9 protein-coding genes and 1 riboswitch are annotated in these 22,365 nt (G+C 36.2%); of the genes, 7 read left to right on the top strand and 2 right to left on the bottom strand.

The genetic code is table 11. The annotated features are described in order from the left end of the window. Positions 1 to 14 precede the first annotated feature (14 nt). The 5 genes from ALGA_RS04940 (at position 15) to ALGA_RS04920 (ending at position 17,935) form a co-directional block, all read left to right on the top strand. On the top strand, positions 15 to 9,539 hold the full coding sequence (locus tag ALGA_RS04940; RefSeq protein ID WP_096428275.1) for a T9SS type B sorting domain-containing protein: 9,525 nt from the start codon (positions 15 to 17) through the stop codon (positions 9,537 to 9,539). A 32-nt stretch (positions 9,540 to 9,571) separates the two neighbouring features. Next, entirely contained in the window at positions 9,572 to 10,627 is a 1,056-nt protein-coding gene (locus ALGA_RS04935; protein WP_096428274.1) for a PorP/SprF family type IX secretion system membrane protein, read from the top strand. 154 nt (positions 10,628 to 10,781) lie between these two features. Next, on the top strand, positions 10,782 to 14,771 hold the full coding sequence (locus ALGA_RS04930) for a BspA family leucine-rich repeat surface protein (protein WP_096428273.1): 3,990 nt from the start codon (positions 10,782 to 10,784) through the stop codon (positions 14,769 to 14,771). A 754-nt stretch (positions 14,772 to 15,525) separates the two neighbouring features. Continuing rightward, positions 15,526 to 16,881, top strand: coding sequence for a choice-of-anchor Q domain-containing protein (locus ALGA_RS04925; RefSeq protein WP_096428272.1), 1,356 nt, complete (start codon positions 15,526 to 15,528; stop codon positions 16,879 to 16,881). Position 16,882: 1 nt separating this feature from the next. Continuing rightward, the gene (locus ALGA_RS04920) at positions 16,883 to 17,935 is read left to right on the top strand and encodes an endonuclease/exonuclease/phosphatase family protein (RefSeq protein ID WP_096428271.1); all 1,053 of its coding nucleotides are present in this window, start codon (positions 16,883 to 16,885) and stop codon (positions 17,933 to 17,935) included. A 42-nt stretch (positions 17,936 to 17,977) separates the two neighbouring features. On the opposite strand, the gene ALGA_RS04915 is transcribed toward ALGA_RS04920, so the two are convergent. Then, positions 17,978 to 19,426, bottom strand: coding sequence for a monomeric [FeFe] hydrogenase (locus ALGA_RS04915; RefSeq protein ID WP_096428270.1), 1,449 nt, complete (start codon positions 19,424 to 19,426; stop codon positions 17,978 to 17,980). Positions 19,427 to 19,552: 126 nt separating this feature from the next. Continuing rightward, positions 19,553 to 21,001: a CCA tRNA nucleotidyltransferase gene (locus ALGA_RS04910; protein WP_231706059.1), complete on the bottom strand. Its 1,449-nt coding sequence runs from the start codon at positions 20,999 to 21,001 to the stop codon at positions 19,553 to 19,555. 189 nt (positions 21,002 to 21,190) lie between these two features. Here ALGA_RS04910 and trxA (ALGA_RS04905) point away from each other — a divergent pair, with 189 nt between their 5' ends. Together trxA (ALGA_RS04905) and trxA (ALGA_RS04900) are read left to right on the top strand one after the other, a co-directional pair. Continuing rightward, positions 21,191 to 21,550, top strand: a complete 360-nt coding sequence (gene trxA / locus ALGA_RS04905) for a thioredoxin (RefSeq protein WP_096433422.1) — start codon at positions 21,191 to 21,193, stop codon at positions 21,548 to 21,550. A 164-nt stretch (positions 21,551 to 21,714) separates the two neighbouring features. After that, positions 21,715 to 22,158, top strand: a complete 444-nt coding sequence (trxA, locus tag ALGA_RS04900; protein WP_096428268.1) for a thioredoxin — start codon at positions 21,715 to 21,717, stop codon at positions 22,156 to 22,158. A gap of 89 nt (positions 22,159 to 22,247) precedes the next feature. After that, positions 22,248 to 22,344: riboswitch (TPP riboswitch) on the top strand. The last annotated feature ends 21 nt before the right edge of the window (positions 22,345 to 22,365 follow it).

The raw sequence follows: 22,365 nt of genomic DNA, 5'->3' as shown, positions 1-22,365 counted from the left end.
GAAAACCAATTGTTATGAAAAGAAATGGAGTAAGTCTACTATTAATTATTTTTTTACAGCTATTATATTTATCCGCCGAGGCTAAGGATTTTTATTGGATTAGCGGTTCTGGTAATTTCAATGACATACAACATTGGAGCGATCAGCCGGGCGGTAAGATTAATCCAGGAGCCTTGTTGCCAGATAAAGATGATAACGTCTATTTTGATGAATTTTCTTTTCCTGATGCAGGAGCAGAGGTTGTAATCACTAGTGTTGCACGTTGTCTGAATATGCATTGGGGCAATGTACAAAACACACCTACTCTGAAAACGGATAATAATATTGCTCATTATTTGGTGATTTACGGAGGTGTGAAATTCAACACTCAGATGATTATCGACCTTGATCGTCCTCTTTATTTTAGAGCAAATACCTTAGGAAATGTAATTGATTTTGGGGGGAATTCATTTAATGGTGATTTCTTTTTTGAAAACAATGGTGGTTGGAGAGTTACCAGTGATCTGTATTTATTTGATAATACAGTCTATTTTAATCAGGGAACTTTAAGTATTGAAGCAGAATTGACTTGTGGAAGTCTTGTTTCTGAGAATCCTGTTTCTAGAGAACTGTATTTAAATTCTGCGACTATTAATCTAGATGGGAGCGGAACAGTTTTATCTATCCAAACAGATAATTTAAATCTGTATCCTGGGGATTCAAAAATAATTGTTAGTGCTACGAATTCAACGATTGAAATAACCGGAACTAAACGAGTAGATTTTTACGATGTCCTATTTACAGGAAACAATGGTGTGATTGAAAGTTCTAATATCCTGACGTCTTTCCATGATGTAAATTTTGATTTAGACGGTAGTCTGCAAGGAGAAAATGATTTTAATGATTTAACCTTGACTGCAGGACAGACCTATTCTATTAATAATGGGACACAGAATATAAACGGAATATTTACAGCACTTGGTGAGTGTTATGCATATATTAATTTGATTGGGGATGCTGCAGGAGGAAATATTTCGGCTACAGCAGTAAACCTTAATCATCTAAAAGTTCAAAATATCAACGCAAGTGGAGATGCAATTCCTTTTGTGGCGAACAATTCATATAATTTAGGTGGAAACAATAATGTCAATTGGACTTTTAATGCTCCTCCTTCGGATGATTACATATGGTTAGGAACCGCTGGTGATGGCAAGTGGGGAACACATTCTAATTGGGATAGTAATTGCGTACCATCCAGAAATAATAATGCAATAATAGGGGCAGGTTATACGGTAGAAATTGATGTTCCTGCCGAATGTAAAAGCCTTAGTATTGATGATGCTGCAATTTTACAAGGATCTAATAATTTAGGAATTTTCGGATCTCTTGCTGCAGGGAATTGTACTTGGGTTTTTGATGGCGAAATACAGTTTGATGGAGATAACACAACAAATAGAATAGCAATAAACTCGGTTTTTATTGGACCAGTTTCTTTTATTGGTGCTGGAGAGTGGACTGTTGATACGGACATTACTGTTACAAATAATTTAGAGTTATTTAAAGGGAAATTGCATGTCAATGGAAATAGATTAACTGTTGGGCAATTTATTTCAACAAGTACTTATAATCGAGAGTTAGATTTGACTAATTCGAATATGGATATTAATGATGGTGTTTCCAAAGCATGGAATATTGCAGGTAGTAATTTTGCACTAACGAGTAGTAATTCTGAAATTAAATTATTATCGGATGGGGCTGAATTTTATAACAATACCTCAGATTATCTTACGTATGGAAGTGTCGTTTTTAATTATCCTGATGGTCAGGTGTTTTTAACCAATGAAGGTGAAGATCCAGTTTTCAAAAAATTGAATTTTAACGGAAGTGCAAAACTATCCGGGGATCATCAATTTGAACAATTGGTTTTAAATCAGGGAAAAGAATATTTGTTTCAGTCGGGAAGTACACAGAAAATTTTAAATGCAGATGGATTGCGTGCACATGGTACTTGTTATGAGTATATTACATTAAAAGGTGATGGTGGTATTGCTTTCTTCGATTGTGATGTGTCGTCAAGCGATTTGATTCGTTTAAGAATTGAAGATGTAAATGTTAAGGGTGGGTATATTACTTCTGGCAATTTATTGGAAGCAAAAGAATCAATTGGTATTTCAGGATACGATGGATGGTTTTTTCCTAATGATTTAACCGGAACAACAATAAAATGGACAGGAAATGTAGATAGTGACTGGTTTACAGCTGGTAACTGGGAGGGTGGTTGTTTACCAAACCGATTGGATGATGTTGTTTTCGACGATGCAAATATCTTAAATAGCTATGAAGTAAATATTTCAAAAAAAGCATCTTTAGCAGAATGTCATAATATGACTTGGACGAATGCTAATTCAATGAGTTTTACTGGAGACCAACCAATATCTATTTTTGGAAGTCTTGATTTTTCAGAAATGCTTAATGCCAACTACGACTATTCTGGAGATTTTTATATGAAATCAGAAAATCCTGCAACTATTGATGCGGGAGCAGTGGAATTAATTAGCGATCTGCTTTTTGAAGGAACACAACAAGATGATGATACTTGGCTTGCTGGAACATGGACATTAACAAGTGCATTGAAAACATCTGGTTTAATTCGGTTGGAGTATGGAGGTATCGTTTCAAACGATCAGGAGATGGAAGCGGCTAGTTTTTTATCCCCTTCTGATAATGCAAGATCATTGACATTAGGATCGTCAATTTTTAAATTAGAACGATTTGAAATTTCTCCTGATGGCTTTACTTTCGATGCAGGTACGTCAGAAATAATATTTACAACAGAAGGAAATTTAATTATATCAAAAGGTGCAGTTCCTGTTGCATTCAATAATGTAACTTTTGAAGATGCAGATGGGAATTCTCATCTGAAAAATTATTCTGATGATGTTTCATTTAATAATTTGGCTTTTAATGGCAACACCTATTTTGAACAAGCAAATGATTCAAAAATTAATTTTTCGGCTGAAAGTATCGAACTTGCAATCGGAAAAACTTATGTGTTCGAGAGTGGTCAGACCTATATATTTGGAGATGTAATTGCAAATGGAGCTTGCGAAGGAACTATTGATATTACAGCTTCTCGTGCTGATCAGGCAATATTTCAGGCAAAAACAGGTGTTACTAATATCACAGTAAATTCAGTTAATATCTTAAATGTAAAAGCAGAACCTACTGATGTTTTTGTAGCAAAAGCTTCTATTAATTTAGGAGGAGCCGATGGATGGAAATTTGAAGATGAACCAGCAGGAATAGATTTATTTTGGATTTTAGGAACTGGAAATTGGGATGATCCTGGCCACTGGGCTACCACATCAGGAGCTCTTATTGCTGATGGTTGCGTGCCAACAGCAAAAGATAATGTATTCTTCGATAATGGTTCATTTACCGATACAGAACAAACCGTATATACAGGGGCTAGTGATATTCGATGCAGAACAATGGATTGGACTGGTTCTGAGGCTGCAAGGCCATATTTTGAAATGGGTACAACCGATATTACAGGTGTTTATATTTATGGATCTCTTATTTTTAATTCCGCAGTAGAAATTGATCTTTCACCTATGGTTGATTTCTACTTCAGAGCGACCGAACTTCAGGAAATCAATTCTTTTGGTTATGTGTTTCCAAATATTGTTGAATTTGATGGTAAAGGGGGAGAGTGGAAATTGCTGGATGATATGATCATGGAAGGTGATTGTTTTATTCGTTACGGTAAGTTGATCACAGATGGAAATGTCTTGGAGTGTAAAAGTATAACATCTACAGATCCGCCAGAGGGAATTAATTCCAGAAGCTTAGACATTCAAAACTCGAATGTAACAATTAATGGGAAAGATGATGTTTTTGGGTTTTCATTAAATTTGAATCTAGCTGATTTTAACTATGATCAGGGATTTGAATTTTTATCAGATAATAGTACAATTACTTTTACAAATGATGCAAAAGTATCAATTTTAGGTACTGCGACTCATAGCATTAACTTTAATAATGTTGTTTTTGAAAAAGAGGGTGTTTTATCAGCAAATAGTGTTACTGGATTTTTACCTTATGTAGAGTATCTTAATTTTAAGAATAATGGTAACGTTAGTGGGAATTATAAATTTGGGACAGTTGAATTAGGACGAGGGTTCGAATTTAAATTCCAAAATGGGAAAATATACGAAATGGGTTACCTTCTTGCTGATGGTAGTTGTTTTGCACCAATTTCACTGCATTCTGATAAAGACACAAAACAAACTACAATACTTGCTGCTAATGATGTTACAGGTAATTTTCTCGAATTAAAAGATATTGTAGGTGATGCTTCTAAAGGAGCAAGCTATACCGCAACGAATTCATTTGATCTTGGTAACGTTACTGGCTGGATTATTGACGGTGCTATTGATCCGATAGCTTTGTATTGGACCGGAAATGGTATTGACGATAGTTGGGACAATCACGAAAACTGGAGTAGAACTGAAGATGGTAGTGAAGAGGGTTGTAAACCTACCTTAAACGATGATGTTTTCTTTACTTCGAATTCATTTTTAGGAAGCAAATTGGTCGAATTGACTGCAGATGGTCAATGTCACAATATGACATGGTATGATGATGTGGATCCCGGTGCCAACTTTACTGTTGACGCAAGTCTTCAAATTGGTGGATTCATGGATTTGACAGCGACTATGTCGTTGAGTATGCGAGGTGCTTTTGACTTTATTGGTGACGGCTTAGCAGGAGATAAAATTGTTGATTTTGCGAATAAATCGATGGATGGAGATGTGATCTTTAATGGAGATGCACAATCGTGGATTTGGAATTCAAGCCTGATCACTTCCGGGGATCTGTATTTGGAAAGTGGTTCTGTTAACACGGGAGGGAACAAATTTACTGTGGGTAGATTTAGCTCTCTTTCTAGTGCTGTTCGTCAGTTTGATATGAGCGATTCTCAAGTGACTGTAACCTCTGATGAGCCTACTGGCTGGAACATGATAATGAATACCGCTGGCGGATTGGATTTTATAGCAACAGATACTAAAATTACATTTGCCAATGGTGGAGGTATTTATTGCAAGACCGATAATGAAGTGACTTTTGGTTTTATTGATTTTATGAATAATGGGATTATAAAAATCATAGGTCTAGGAAAAGGATCTTTTGGTTCCGTATCATTTTTCGAACAAGGTCAAATTTATGGAGACAATACGTTTACCAATTTGGAATTCACGCTTGGATATGAAAATAATATTATTGAATCAGGGAAAACAATTACTGTAATCAATGATTTAAAAATGGAAGGTGTGCGTTGTTCCTATGTATTCTTGAAAGCAAGTACTCCTGGTAGTAAAGCATTTATAAATAAGCCATCAGGATTGTATAGTAAAATTTTTAATACTTCATTTACTGATATTGCCGGATCATCAGGTTCTGGTGGAGATCATCCTGTTCGCTATAAATATGATGATAATAGTGGAAGTAGTACCGGTTTTTATGAATTGACTGAAGATGCAGATGGGGATGGTATTGATGAGGAAAATCCACGTTCTTTTGAATCAAGTTTTGAGAAACAAGAATGGTGCAGCAATGTTGCAATTATAGATAATGTAACGGGTTTCCCTATTAATAGTAGCACGACTTTTCAATGGCTTTATAGTATTGATGGGTCTTCTTATGTTGTAATAGATGGAGAAACCAATGCTGTAATTGAAGTGACCGAAAGTGGTTTCTACAAAGTTAAAGTTATGTATTCTTTAAGTAATGAAGCTTCGAATTGTGAAATTGAGTCTATTGCAGAAGTATTACTTGGAACGGTTTCAAATGTATCCCTTGAAATTACGGCCAATAACGTGAAGTGTTATGGAGAAGGAAACGGGTATATTATTGCAAAAGTAAAAGAAGGAGCCGATGGGAATTATCCGGATTATACATTTTTATGGAAAGATGAAGCAGGAAATGACCTTATAGATTCTCCTGATGAAATTAATTGGACAAGTACAGTGACAAACTTAACACCTGGCAAGTACAATATTACGGTTGCTGATAGTAAAAATTGTGATTTTGATACTATCGTAAATATTTTTGATGCTTACGAATTGATAGTTGATGATATCACTCCAAAATACTTGACTTGTTTTACCATTCCTACAGGAGAGATTTTGGTTACGGCATCCGGTGGTACTGGAAACTTATCTTACTTCTTAGATAATGTGGTACAGTCAAGTGAAAATATTACCGGATTATATTCCGGTGATTACAAAGTGCATGTTTCAGATGCAAACTTGTGTTTGACTCCTGATCAGGATATTACTTTGAATTCAAATCCTGAGATTGTAATGGATTTGAATGGTTCCGATTTACTTTGTTATAATGATAGCAATGGAGAATTTGTTCCTATTATAACAGGTGGAGTTCCAGATTACACTTATGCATGGACTGGTCCTGCGGGATACACAGCTACAACAGCTAATATTTCTGGTTTGGCAGGAGGAACATATGAATTAACTCTTACCGATGCAGTTAACTGTCCTTCAGCATTGAGTCATCTGTTAGTTGAGCCGCAGGAATTAATCACAAAAGAGTTAACAATTGAGGCTGCAAATTGTAATGGTGAAAAATCAGGTGAAATATTTGTTGAAGCAACTCAAGGAACTCCAGGCTATGAATATTCTTTAAATAGAGATGAAGATACAACAGATAAATACGAAAATACAACTGGTATTTTCTCAGATTTGGCACCGAAAGATTATACACTTCGTATAGTCGATGCAAAAAAATGTGAATTCGAATCAATTGTCACTATTGCAGAACCAGGAGAAATAGGTTTCTTAGTTGAAGATATTGTATTGCCAACCTGTAAGAAAACTGCCGATGGAATTATACTAATTACTCCTTACGGTGGAAATAGCGGTTACAAATACAGTTGGTCAGGCCCTAGCGACTACCGATCTTATTCTCAGAATATTGAAAATATAGAATCTGGTGATTACAGTTTGCTGATTACCGATAAAAACAATTGTTTTTCAGAAGGTAAAGTTGATTTGAATTTAGGATTAACAATTCAATTAGGTTTGGTTGTAGAACAACATATTAAAGTTGCAGGAATCAAAAGTGGTATTCTTTCTATTGAAACTTTGGAAGGAACAATTCCTTATAGTTTTACTGTAACTGGTCCTGGTGGCTATTCATCCGTTAGCCCGGATAATTACGACGACAACAGTTTCTTGATTGAGAATTTAGCTGCAGGTGTATATACTGTTGTTGCAACAGATGCTTCGGGATGTTCAACTGTTGAAAAATCAATAATCATTAAAGAACCTGGAGCTGCTTTTACTTATATTGAGGAAAAACAAGCGGTTGGTTGTGTAGGATCTCCAGTGGGAGAACTAAGAGCACATGCTACTGGTGGTGATGATATTTTTACTTACAATTGGTCTGGTCCTGGAGCTTACACAGGTACAGGAGAAACAGTTTCAGGTTTAGCCGAAGGTGTTTATACAGTTACGGCAACATCGGCAGGTCAATCGGCGACTAATACTTATGAATTATTAGCTCCGTATCCAATAAATGCAAGTCTTGCAAGTGTTAAAAATGTAAGCTGTAATAATACTGCTGATGGGGAGATTGAACTGGATGTTGATTTTGGTTCTGCAGATTATACCATAGCTTGGACTAATGGAGCTGGGTTTTTATCCTCAGCAAAACACATACTTGATTTGGAACCAGGAACCTATGATTATACCATAACTTCAGAATATGCTTGTTCTGTTTCTGGAAGTGCAACAATTACGGAACCAACACAGCTTGCTTTAACAGTAACACCTTTTGATATTTCAGCAGAAGGAGAGCGTGATGGAGAACTTTCGGCAACGGTTACAGGTGGTACTCCACCATATATTTTCATCGTTTCCGGACCAAATGGATATTCTTATTCTGAATCGGCAAATGCATCGGGAAATATCTCGGTTAATGGTTTGGAGATGGGAGTTTACGAAGTGGTTGTTTTGGATGCAAATGAGTGTAGAATTGAAGATTCAAAAAGGGTTCACGAACCTGCAAAATTACTGCTGTTTGTGACTTCAAAGACAGATGTTACTTGTCCTGATGGCGATGATGGTGCAGTCACTGTTGATTATTTAGGCGAAAGTGATCCTGCAAATTTATCTTTTTCATGGACTGGAGATCATTATTTTAGAAGTACGGATAAAGATGTTAAAGATATGAAGGCTGGTACTTATATCGTAACGGTATACGATTCATTAGGTGATCCTGGTTATGAACGTCAGAGTCTTCAGGTAATAGTTGATGAACCCGAAAAGCTGGTGCCGGAATTCTGGAAGAAAGATATCTCTTGTTTTGGACTGATTGATGGTTACATCAATTTGCACCCCAAAGGAGGAACGCCGGGTTATACTTATTTATGGGGTGGCCCTGGTGTTGTTGGAGTAAATGAAGATCAACAAGGACTTTCGGCAGGAACTTATTCAGTTCAGATAACAGATTTCAATAATTGTAAATCGGAAATTGCAACAATCGAAATTGTAGAGCCAAAGGAAGTTCTGGTTACAGTAGCTGGTTTTTCGGAACCAACCTGTTATGGCTTGGAAGATGGCTGGATTCAACTTGATATCTCGGAAGGAACAGAGCCGTATTTGGTAAATTGGGATAATTATGGTAGTATCACTAAAGATATATTTGACATAGAATCTGGTGATTATTCGTTTGTAGTTGTTGATAACAATGGTTGCGAGACAGTGGGATCTAAGCCATTGAGTCAGCCAGATACCTTGATTGCAGAAATTATAGATTTTGAAGGTCCAAATTGTCATGGGGAAAATTCTGGTAGTGCATTAGTTGATATTTCAGGCGGAACGCCAAATTATTTAATTGAATGGTCGGATGGTCAGGAAACAGATATTGCTTCTGATTTAAGGGTAGGCACTTATGATGTAAAGGTTATCGATGAGCACGGTTGTTTTGATGTGTCCAGTGTCGAACTGATACAGCCAGAGGAATTGATTGTAGAAGTTGAAGCGAGTCGTCCAACAACAATGGATGCTAATGATGGTTCCATTCGAATTGATGTTAGCGGAGGAGTTCTTGATTATTCTATTGACTGGGTTGATCAGGATTTGAATCCTTACTATGGAACAAGCATTGAGGATTTAGGAAGAGGAAGATATGACTTAACTATAATAGATCAGAATGGTTGTCTGCGAGATTCAACAATTGTACTTGAATATTTATATGAAAACAGAATAAAAATACCAAAGGCATTTACGCCAAATAATGATAGTTATAATGACTTTTGGGATATTGAAAGAATTGAGTTCGTGCAAAAACTTAAGATTGTAATTTACGATCGATGGGGGAAAGCAGTCTATATATTTAGTGGAACAGGTAATCAGTATCGCGGTGATCCTTGGACAGGTGCCGATGGAAATACAAATTTACCGATTGGTTCATACTATTATGCAGTAGAACTTGATGATGAAAAGCCAATGATGGGAACTGTTACAATTCTCCGTTAAACGATATTATTAAACCTGACCCCTATATTCTAATGAGAATAACTATAATTCTGGGAGTGTTGCTCTTCGCATTCACTCAAGGAAAAGCACAACAACTACCACTGTATAGCCAGTACGTGGAAAATGGATTTCTACTCAATCCTGCTATGGCGGGAAGCCGGATGTATTCACCTCTGCGTTTAAGTTTACGTCAGCAGTGGTCGGGAGTAGAAGGGGCTCCTGAAACACAGGCCTTGAGTTTTAATAAAAATATGAGTAATAATTGTACTACTTGTAATGTTAAAGGAAACCCATTATCACGACGAAATAAGACCAGTGGTGTTGGTTTGGGGGCATATTTTTTTAATGATAAAGCAGGAGAGGTAGCAAGAACAGGTATTGAGTTTTCATATGCCTATCATTTGCAATTATCAAAAAGCACACTTGGACAATCAGGAACAAAGCTTTCTTTTGGTCTTGGAGGTGTGTTTTATCAGTTTAAATTTGATAAGAGATACATTCCTGTCAATGACCCTAAATATGGTCCGGATATCGTTTCGTATGTACCAGATGCAAATTTTGGGGTTTACTTATATAACGATGATTATTTTGTGGGTGCATCGGCTGCACACTTATTTGAGTCTTCAGTAAAATTAGGTGATGATGGAGTTCAGGGAAATATAATGTCACGACATTTTTATGCTACAGCGGGTTATACTTTTCACTTAAAAGACCTTGTTGATCTGGAACCTTCTGTAATTGTTCGAAAAACCATGAATTCTGATATTTATTACGATTTGTCCGCTAAATTATATATTCATCATTTTTGGATGGCTGCATCCTACAGAACAAACGATCAGATTGTAGGTATGGTAGGTGTCAATTACAATCAATATTACATCGGATATTCATATGATCATTACACAAATAATTTAATTGCTGATAGTAGTGATGGAACTCATGAAATTACATTGGGAATCAATTTCGACATTCCGAATAAGATGAAAAGGGAAAATCGATTGAGAGAAAGAAGAGCGGCCGATCGAAATTTCAGTAAAACAAAAACCTCACGTCACAAGAGGAACAGCAAAAGTTATATCTTCTTCTAGAAAATATTTTTCGAATGATGCATCTGCTTGCTGATTAGTATCTCTGTTATCATTTTTAAATAGTAAATCGAAATAATTGATTTCCATTGTGTTTTGTGTCATGGTGTATTTCTTTATAATTAAGAACGTAAGGATTGCACAATTCTCTTAAGATATGAATAATAGGATTTTAGTATTGTTTATACTGTTTGTAAGTATAAGCTCATTTACCTGTTCTGGAAGCAACGCAAACATATATATTGATAAGAATCTGAAATCAAAAGAATGTTTAAGTAATCTACCAAGTACTCCGGAATCATTTCAATTGTTTAGCCATGGCCGGGCAGGCGAATTGCTAATTGATGGCGAATGGCTTACTGCACCTCAAATAGCCACATGGTTGAAAAAAAGCAAACTGCTAAAAGGAATCACACACATAAATATATATGCCTGTGAATTTGGCAAAGGTGTAAAAGGCCAAAATGCAGTAGCATACCTCGAAAAATTACTAAACATTACACTTGCCGCCTCCGATGATATTACCGGGGCAAATGGCGACTGGAATTTAGAAGTAGGAACACGAAAAGATGTTCTGGAATTCCCCAACTATCCATATTCCCTGCAAAACGAATTCATAACTACATGGGAAGTTAGTGCGGGAGATTTAGAGATAAGTATTCCTGTTTGTGGGTGGGGCTTTACTTATAATTATGTGGTTGATTGGGGTGATGGAATGCCAAATAGTACAAATCAAACAGGAGATGCAAAGCACACTTATGCTAAAACTGGTGTTTACACAGTAAAAATTTCAGGAACATTCCCCGCAATCTACTTTAATGATAGAGGAGACAAGGATAAAATTAAAACCATAGAGCAATGGGGAGATCTTATTTGGGAGTCTATGAATTATTCTTTTTCTGGCTGTTCCAATCTTACGATAAGGGATGGTATTGAACCCCCGAATCTGAGTTTAGTTAAAGATATGTCATGGATGTTTAGAGACGCAACTAGATTGGATGCTGATGTTAATGAATGGGATGTAAGCTCTGTTACGAACATGAGTTATATGTTTGTAGGAGCAACTTCATTTACTGGTAAGGGAATTGATAAATGGGATGTCGGTAATGTGAATAAGATGTATGAAATGTTTGGTAGTGCAAAGAAATTCGATGCAGATTTAAGTGGATGGAATCCCATTTCGGTTACCGACATGGGATATATGTTTTTTTTCGCTGAATCATTTCAGGGTGTAGGACTCAATAATTGGAATGTCAGTACGGTTTCTAATATGAAATATATGTTCAGTGCTGCGAATTCTTTTATTGGAGACATCAGCAATTGGAATGTTTCCAATGTAACTCAAATGGACAATATGTTTCAGTTTGTAACTTTATCTCCTACTATTTATACTTCTTTATTAAATTCATGGGCTAAATTACTAGTGAAGAATAACGTGAGATTTAGTGGGGGAAATAGTAAATATTGTGACGATTCGGGTAAAAATATTTTAGTTAGCAAAGGCTGGATAATTAAAGATGGTGGTAAAATAGCATCTGTAACAGTTGATTTAGGTACAGATCAAATCAATTGCAAAGGGAATACAATCATTTTAGATGCAGGAAATCCAGGAGCGACTTATTTATGGAATACAGGAGAAACCAGCCAAACAATATCGGTAAATACCATGGAAACTTTTAATGTGGAAGTGAGTTTTTCAAATGGATGTTCTGCAAGTGATACGATAAAATTTATTAGTGATATAAAGATTGATCTTGGAGCAGATCGGAATATTTGCGAGGGTGGAACTCCTGCTGATCTTACAATTACGCCTGAGGCTGGTTGGGGACCCAATCTTTATTACGAGTGGAGTACTTCTGTAACAAATGTAATAATTCCTGTTCCGGCATACGGGCAAACAATTTTAACAACCGATAAAACAGGCGATTATACATTAACGGTTACCGATCAGAATGAATGTAAAAGTACAGATGAAATACATCTGGAAGTGTATCCCAAACCGATTGTCGATATTAATATTTCTGATAAAAGTTCACCCATGTGTTTGGGGACAACTTTCGAATTGGATGCTGGAAATTCAAGAGCGGCGTATGTTTGGGGAGGGAAAGCAACAGGAAAAACAAGTCAAAAGATTACTCATATATTAAAAGATCCTGCAGGAGCAAACTTTGATGTAGAGGTAACAAACGAATTTGGTTGTATAGCCAGTGATAATATTCATGTTATAGCAAAGGTTGATCATATTGTACCAACCATTACTTTTCCGGCACTGTCTGATGATAAAATAACGGCTTATACCGATCCCGGACGAAATGTTTCCAGTACTGTTAGTTGGGGCACGCTTGACGTTACAGATAATTGTCATATTAAATCAATTACCAATAATGCACCTGTGACAATGGAATTTCCAGTTGGGGAAACTAAAGTACTTTGGCAAGCAGAGGACTTTTCTGGGAATATAGAGGATCATACAATTACTGTTATTGTAGTAGATATTGAATCTCCTGTCGCACCAGTCTCAGCCGATCTCACCGGAGAGTGCAGCATCACAGCAGTTTCGCCAACAACAATGGATAATTGTTCGGGAACAATCACAGGCACAACCACCGATCCATTAAGCTATACTATGCAAGGAACCTATGTCATTCAATGGATATTCGACGATGGCAACGGGAACAGTATCACAGTCCCTCAAAATGTAATTGTTGATGATGTAACAGCTCCGGTGATCCCAAACCTGCCTGATCTCACCGAAGAGTGCAGCATCACAGTCGTTTCGCCTACAACGACAGATAATTGTTCGGGAAAAATCACAGGAACCACTACCGATCCGTTAAGCTATACTACTCAGGGCATTCATGTCATTAATTGGACGTTTGACGATGGCAACGGGAACAGTATCACAGTCCCTCAAAATGTAATTGTTGACGATGTAATAGCTCCCGTAATCCCAAATTTGCCTGATCTCACCGAAGAGTGCAGCATCACAGCAGTTTCGCCAACAACAATAGATAATTGTTCAGGAACAATTACAGGCACAACCACCGATCCGTTAAGCTATACTACTCAGGGAATTCATGTCATTAATTGGACGTTTGACGATGGCAATGGGAACAGCATCACGGTTCCTCAAAATGTAATTTTAGATGATGTAACTGTCCCCATCGCCCCGGTTTTGGATGATGTAAGTGGCATGTGTACCATTAGTCTTATAGAGCCAATGGCAAGCGACAATTGTGCAGGAGAGATACAGGGAACTACATTAGATCCATTGACCTATAACACCGAAGGCAGCTATGTCATCAACTGGACATTTGACGATGGCAATGGCAACATCAGCAATACTGCACAAAATGTAGATGTGTTCACCATTGTGGAAGAAGTAGAATTAAATTCTTCAGCAACAGAATTAACCTGCGATGTAAAGAATATTGATTTGACAGCGAGAGCGAAAGTACAGGGGGAAGCTCATTACAAATGGTTTAAAGATAATGACTTAATCCTCGGGGAAACGGCTTCCGTTTTAGAGATAGAAAATGGAGAAGAAGGGGAGTATTCAGTAGAAGTTTCGGATAAAAATCTCCAATGCAATGTGCTTTCTGATCCAGTACTTATTACAGAAGATGTAGTTGTTCCGATGGTTTCACTTTCTCCGCTTTCAGGAAGTTTATCCTCTGCTGAAAGTATAATAATCAGAGCCACAGTACTTACAAAGGGTGAGGCAGCTTATGTTTGGTCTACAGGGGAAATCACTTCAAGTATAGAGGTTAAATATCCGGGCGAATACAGTGTTGAAGTAACAGATAATGCCAACGGGTGCAGTGTTAATTCTGCTGATATAGGGCAGGAAGCAATAATAATGAATTATTGGGAAGAAAACCTTCTTAGAGCTTTTACTCCTAATGCCGATGGGTATAATGATAGCTGGCGCATTGAACGGGTTGAATTGGTGCAAAAATTGAAAATTGCGATATACAATCGATGGGGTAAAGCAATTTATAAGTTTAGTGGCTCGGGAAATGAATACAAGGGAACACCATGGAAAGGAACCGATGGGAATGGTAATTTACCGATTGGCTCGTATTATTATGTTATTAAAATTGATGATGAAAAACCGATGAAAGGAACAGTTACAATTTTGAGATAAAACAGTTACAATTCAATTTATACATTCCAAATAAAATGAAACGCGAAAATCGATTGATATCGATTGTTGTTTAGTTTGAATCATAAATTCGCAAGCTCATCTACGACCTAACTCAAAATACATCGGTACTATATCATTCTTACTTAAATGTACTTAACAGTCGTAAGTAGGTAGAGAACCCAATTCGACAGGTGTAAAAAAGAACCACTCTACATAATATGGATTGAAATATTACGGACAGGATGGTGCATTGTTGAAAATTACCTGTACATAATCCATTTTTAACGCTGGTGTGACCATTCTGAGTGCCCTGAGTCCATTCCAACACCCGTTTAATCGATTTTGAGTCCAAATACGTCCATTTCAACATCAATTTCTTTCATTTTATTGCTCCTGAGTGCATTCTGAGTGTCAGGAAGCCAATTCGAAAACCCAATATATCCATTCTAAGTCTACAGAATACATTCTTACCCTTACAACCGATTTTGACCGTCCAGAGCTCATTCTAACTCTTGTCAGTAAAACAAAAATCTCAGGTTATAAGAGGAATAGTGAAAAGGGTGTTTTTTTAATGCCAATTTCTCATCCGAAATTTCCTGCCTTTATAATTGCATCTATAGGACTAATAGATTCTTTTCTTGTTTCTCCGGGGGAGTAGGAGTATTTTTATATCAATTTTAGTGTAATGCATAATGAATAAACTTGAATCCAGTATTTTTTATATCTTCAAGTTTGATTTAAAAATTAGTACAGCATGCAATTATCTCGTTTTCTATTTATTATTCTACTTTCATTTGTCGTTATTTCCTGTGACGAAGATGAGCATTTTACAACCGATCCTAATTTTAGATTGACATTTTCATCGGATACAATAGCATTTGATACTTTATTCACTGGTTTTGCTTCAACAACCAAGCAATTAAAGGTGAAAAACACTTCTGCTGATGCGATTAGTATCTCGCACTTATACCTTCAAAATTCAGAATCACCATATCGATTGAATGTGAATGGAATTCAGTCGAATGATTTGATGGATGTTGTACTGGATGCCAAAGACAGCCTTTTTATTTTTATTGAAGTGGGGCTTGACCCAAGAGATGAGGACGCTCCCAGACTTTTGGCAGATCAGTTAAAATTTGAATTGAACGGGCAATCGCAAGAAGTCATTTTAGAGACATTTGCGCAAGATGTACATGTGATCGATGCGGATATTTCAGAAAACACCATTTGGACAGGAGACCGCCCTTATTTACTTACTAAGTCTGTTTTTCTTGCTGATGGTGTTGACCTAATCGTAAACGAAGGAGCAAGGGTTTATTTTAAGAAGAATACGGCACTGCATATAAAAGGGAATCTTGAAGTTCATGGAAGTTTTCAAAGACCTGTTTATTTCGGGAGTTCACGATTGGAAGAATTGTACGATAATGTTCCCGGTCAATGGGATGGAATCTATTTCTACGATGAAAGTACAACTACATTTCTCAGTCACTTTACTGTGGAAAATGGTATAAATGGTTTAAACTTTACCAAAACGATATTGAATAATAATCCAATAACAATTGAGTATGGAATAATTCAAAATTTCACCAGGAAGGGATTGTTTGCCTCAAATTCGTCTATTGTCGCACATGATTTGTTGATTACTAATTGTGGCGAGGAGTGTGTTCGAATAGAAGAAGGTTCTTGTGCGATTTCACACTCTACTTTGTATAACTCATGGTTTTTTACGCCACGATCCAGTGCTCTTATTTCTTATCAAGGAGTTGGTGAAAATACTTTTACGATTAATAATAGCATTGTATACGGAACTCGAACAGATGAGCTTGAATTGGAGTCGCTGCTGAATGTTTCTATTGACAATTCACTATTGAAAATTGGAAGTTCAGCCCAGACTAATTATTCTTCGGTGTTCACTAACTGTCTGTTTAATGAGGATCCTGATTTTCTTGATTTGGAGGAGTTTAATTTTGCATTAAATGCAGAATCTCCTGCTGTAAATAATGGCAATATTGAATTCGTATCCACTTATCTTTTTGATTTGGCAGGCAATCGAAGAGACTCTGATGCAGCTCCGGATATGGGCTGTTTCGAATTTTCAGAAACAGAATAATATGAAGCGCTCTATTCTTTTACTCTTCTTTTGTGCATGCTTTAGAATCTGTCAGGCTCAATCCGTGTTAGATGGATCGGAGGAAGGGAAGAGAGGTGATTTCAGACTGATGTTTTACAATGTTGAGAATCTCTTTGATTGTTTTGATGATACCCTTACCCTGGATAATGAATTTCTTCCAATGGGAGTACGAAATTGGACGTGGGAAAAATATAAAAAGAAATCACAAAAAGTGGCTAAGGTAATTTTAGCTGCAGGAGGTTGGGAGTTTCCCGATTTAATTGGTCTTTGCGAGATCGAGAATCGATTTGTTTTGGATGGAATATTTAAGATCGGATATCTTAACAATACAGGGTACGAAATCATTCATCGCGAATCTCCTGATAGAAGAGGGATCGATGTTGCTTTAGTTTATCAACCGGAAACTTTTCATCCAATTGACACTTCATTTTTGAGATTGATTTACGAAGGAGATTCCATCTCAACTACTCGTGAAATTCTCTATGTAAAAGGAAAAACACATACCGAAGATACCTTGCATATTTTTGTAAATCATTGGCCTTCGCGCTGGGGAGGACAGCTGGAATCTGAAAACAGAAGGATATCTGCAGCGAAATTATTGAAAGAGAAAGTATCCGAAATACTTGCTGATAATAGCAATGCTTTGATCGTTATTATGGGAGATTTTAATGATTATCCGGATAATAAATCCTTACACAACGAATTGAATGCCATGTCACCCGAAAAAGAGATTTGCAACAATAAATTATACAATTTGGCTCATCCTTTTTTGAATAAAACGGGAATCGGCAGTCATAAATATCATGGGATATGGGGAATGCTCGATCAATTTATAGTATCCGGAGCATTACTAAATAAATCGGGGGTTTTGTATTGCGAACCAAATAATATGAGTCTGTTTAAACCAGCATTTTTATTAGAAACGGATCATACCTATTTCGGTCAAAAGCCTTTTAGAAGTTTTGTCGGCTATAAATTCAATGATGGTTTTAGTGACCATCTTCCCATTGTTCTTGATTTGTGGAGAAAATAAAATGGCTATCAATATCTTTTGATAGCCATTTTTCTATTTTATTTATTCAGTTATAATAATATCTGAAAGGTTCTTCTCGTAGACTTTACTACCGGTTTTCGGATCGAAATTTGAACTAGGTCCAGAAATACAACCACCTTCACAAGCCATAACTTCAATAAAATTACCACTGGTTTTACCTGTTTTAGCAAATGCTTTAAGCATATTAATCTTCTTTTTATCAAGACCATTCACAATAACAGGTTTAATGTTAACGTAAGGCTTAAGTTCAAGTACCGATTGAGCTACACCACCACTTGCGGCATAAGCTCTTCCATGGTTCAAAATACTTTTATCAAGATTAACTGCATTCTCTATTTCTATTTCAACTTTCCATCCTTTGAAAAGAGCCGACAATTCTTCAAATGTCATTACGTAATCAACGTTCGGATCATTCATTCCTTCGCGACGTTTTGCAATACAGGGTCCAATAAATACAATTTTCGCCTTTGGATATTTTGCACGGGCAATTTCGGCAGTATAATACATTGGGCTCTTGGTGTGCGAAATGTATTTTTTCATTTCAGGAATGTGTTTGTCTACTGCAGATACATAAGCCGGACAACAAGAGGTTGTCATAAATGGAGCTTTTGCTTCTAATCGTTCCAGTAATTCGTCAGCCTCATTTGCGGTAGTAATATTTGCACCTTTAGCAACTTCAATCACTTCAGAGAAACCCAGCTTTTTGATCGCTCCTAATACATTCTCAATTTTAGAGCGGAATTGTCCAATAACAGCAGGAGCAACAATGGCAACGATTTCTTCGTCTTCCTTCTTGATGGATTTCATCACATCCATTATCTGAGAATTCTCCATAATTGAACCAAAAGGACAAGCAGTAATACATTTACCACAATCAATGCATTTCTCTTCATTTATTCGTTCAATACCGTACTCATCTTTCGAGATGGCTCCAACCGGACATGCATTTTCGCAAGGAACAGGCATATATATAATAGAATGATAAGGGCATACACTCATGCAAATTCCACAATTGATGCAGGTTTTAGGATCAATTTGAGCTTGACCATTTGCATTCCAACTTATGGATTCTTTGGGACAGTTCATCATGCATGGATGCGCAACACAACCTTTGCAAAGATTGGTTACGATATAACTGTTCTTTACACAAGAAGTACATGCTTCATCAACAACCGTCAATATTTTATTGATTGGATTTTTTCTTTTAAGAGCATCTTCAGCATACGAAGCAAGAGTTTTCAGCTCGTCGGTATATTCATCTAAATCGAAGCCTAATAGAGGAATTAATTTTTCTTTAATGATTACACGTTCTCTGTAAATACAGCAGCGATCAGATTTAGCACTTCTGCGTGGAGCCATCTCAAGAGGAATTCTATCAACTTCGGCAATTAATTTCCCTTCGTTAAAAAGATCTGCCATTCTGGCCAAAAGATCTCTTCTGATGATCATTGTATTATCAACGTATGCCATTACTAAAGACTTTATTTGTGGTTAGTATACTCGTTTTTTTCAGCGTGCAAAGTTAGATAATATTGTTTGATTTCATAATGCTAATTATTATGCAAAGGTTATAGGAACAAAAAAAAAACCTTTGGACTAATCCAAAGGTTCTTTTTTGTTGGTTTTACGGATGGGCTCAAGACCCAATTCTTTTCCTTTTTCAAGCATAAATTGATAGGCCGCATCATGTTCATTGGGGATCAGTCCATCAAGAATGGCTTCTTTTATGGCGATTTTAATATCACCAATCATTTTGCAGGGTGATAAATTAAAAATATCAATAATCTCTTGTCCATCAATGGGTGGCTGAAAGTTACGCACAGAGTCTTTTTCTTCCACTTCTTTTAATTTCCTTCTCACCAATTGAAAGTTCGCAAGGAATTTTTTTACTTTTTCTTCATTTTTCGAGGTGATATCGGCCTCGCATAATTTCATTAATTCATCCACATCATCACCAGCATCAAATAACAACCTGCGAATAGCCGAATCGGTTACTACCTCTTGTGCTAATACTATTGGACGCATATGAAGCAGCACCATTTTTTGAACAAATTTCATTTTTTCGTTCAGTGGTAATTTCATATTCTTAAAAATACGAGGAATCATTTTTTCACCAATAAAATTGTGAGCATGGAAGGTCCAGCCAATTCCATCAATAAATTTTTTGGTGTTGGGTTTGGCAATATCATGCAGTAATGCTGACCATCGCAGCCAAAGATTATCCGAATGGGGAGTTAATTGATCCAATACTTCAAGAGTATGGTAGAAATTATCTTTATGACTGATACCATTCCTTGTTTCTTTTCCTTTTAGCTTTACGAATTCAGGGAATATTAATTTTAGCAATCCTGTTTCTTCCAGTAATTTAAATCCAATAGATGGCTTGTCAGAAAGAATGATTTTATTTAATTCTTCAATAATTCGTTCTTTTGTGATAATCTCAATGCGATCTTTATTGGTACGGATTGCCTCAAGAGTTTCTTCTGATATGGTAAATTTAAGCTGAGTCGCAAAACGAATTGCTCTCATCATTCGCAACGGATCATCAGAGAATGTTATCAATGGTTCCATGGGTGTTTTAATGATCTTTTGATTTAGATCAACAACTCCATTAAATGGATCCAATAATTCCCCGAAGTTATCTTTGTGTAGACTTAGAGCCAGAGCATTCATTGTAAAATCTCTTCTTTTCTGATCATCTTCAAGGGTTCCATCTTCAACGATAGGGTTTCGTGAACCTCTGTCGTAAGATTCTTTTCTGGCACCAACAAACTCTATCTCCAGATCTTTATACTTAAGCATTGCTGTTCCAAAGTTCTTAAAAACAGAAACTTTTGATACACGGGCTTCTTTTGCTACTTTTTTGGCAAGTTCAATTCCACTGCCAACAACAACAATATCAATGTCTTTTGATCCTCGTTGTAAAAATAAATCTCTTACAAAACCACCAATTACATAACACTCAAGATTTTCTTGAGTAACAATTTTGGAGATTATAGAAAATATAGGGTGTTTTAAATGTTCTTTCACTGTTCTTTTTTTCAAATAGTTTTTGCTAATCCTGCTTCTTAGGATTATTCATTCTCAAATTCTGAGATTTTTCACTGACAAAATTACAATTATTTAGATGGAATCTATAAAAACAAGAATATTTTGAATTTGGCATATAAATTGCAGGGATAAATGTATATATTTGTATATATTAATGATTGTATTATTTTAATATTGAAAGTTATGGTAGAACATTTAACGGTAGCGACATTTAAAGCTAAGGTATTTGATTTCGAACAAAATAAAGATTGGAAATTTGCAGGTGAACGACCATGTGTGGTTGATTTTTATGCCGATTGGTGCGGTCCATGTAAAACTGTCGCTCCTATTTTGGAGGAATTAAAAGAAGAGTATGGCGACAATATAGATATTTATAAGATTGATACTGAAAAAGAACGGGAATTGGCTTCAATGTTTGGAATTCAAAGTATTCCATCATTGTTATTTATTCCTAAAGACGGTCAACCACAAATGTCACAAGGTGCGATGTCGAAGGAATCATTTAAGCAGGCATTTTCTGAGGTACTTGGAGTAAACAAATAATTCAAATTCTACTTGCTATTTATTTGAATGCTTAAAGTTTTGTTAAAGCTCAGGGGAAATAATGATGCTTTAAAAAAAAAGATCATTTTTGTAAATAGTAATAATGAAAAGGAAGTTGAACGAGGGGTTTTTTCTTAATAGTATGCCTCTATAAAGAAATGAAGATGAAAAAGATATTTTTTGTGCTGTTTGTAACAATGCTGAGTCTAAGTGGATTTTCCCAAGCTACAAATGAAGTCATTCACTTGGATGATAATAGTTTTAAAGAAAAAGTGTTTGATTTTGAAAATGGTAAGGAATGGGCTTTTAAAGGTGATAAACCTGTAATCGTAGATTTTTATGCAACATGGTGTGGACCTTGTAAACGAGTTGCTCCGGTATTGGAGGAACTTCAAAAAGAATATGGAGATGACATTCAGATTTATAAAGTTGATACAGATAAATCTCCATTAGTTTCAGGTGCATTTGGCATTAAAAGTATTCCAAGTTTTCTTTTTATCCCTGCAAAAGGAAAGCCAACAATGGCAAAAGGAGCTTTACCAAAAGAAACTTTTGTGAAGGCGATAAAAGATGTTTTAGGTGTTAATGCACCTGAATCAATTAAATAGGATTAGAAAAGTGAAAGTTTAGGTTTAGTTTAAAGTCGGCATTTTGCCGACTTTTTTGCTTTTGAACAATTTCAGATTATCTTTGACCCAAAATCACAGTGGGGTGCCTTAAATTACAGGCTGAGATCATACCCTTTAACCTGATCCGGATAATGCCGGCGTAGGGAAAAATTGCGAATTAACTTTTCGCCCCTGATCTTATTACAA

The organism is Labilibaculum antarcticum, from assembly GCF_002356295.1.
Classification (GTDB): domain Bacteria; phylum Bacteroidota; class Bacteroidia; order Bacteroidales; family Marinifilaceae; genus Labilibaculum; species Labilibaculum antarcticum.
The sequence above is the reverse complement of the archived record's forward strand: the minus strand, read 5'-3'. Positions and strand labels throughout refer to the sequence as shown.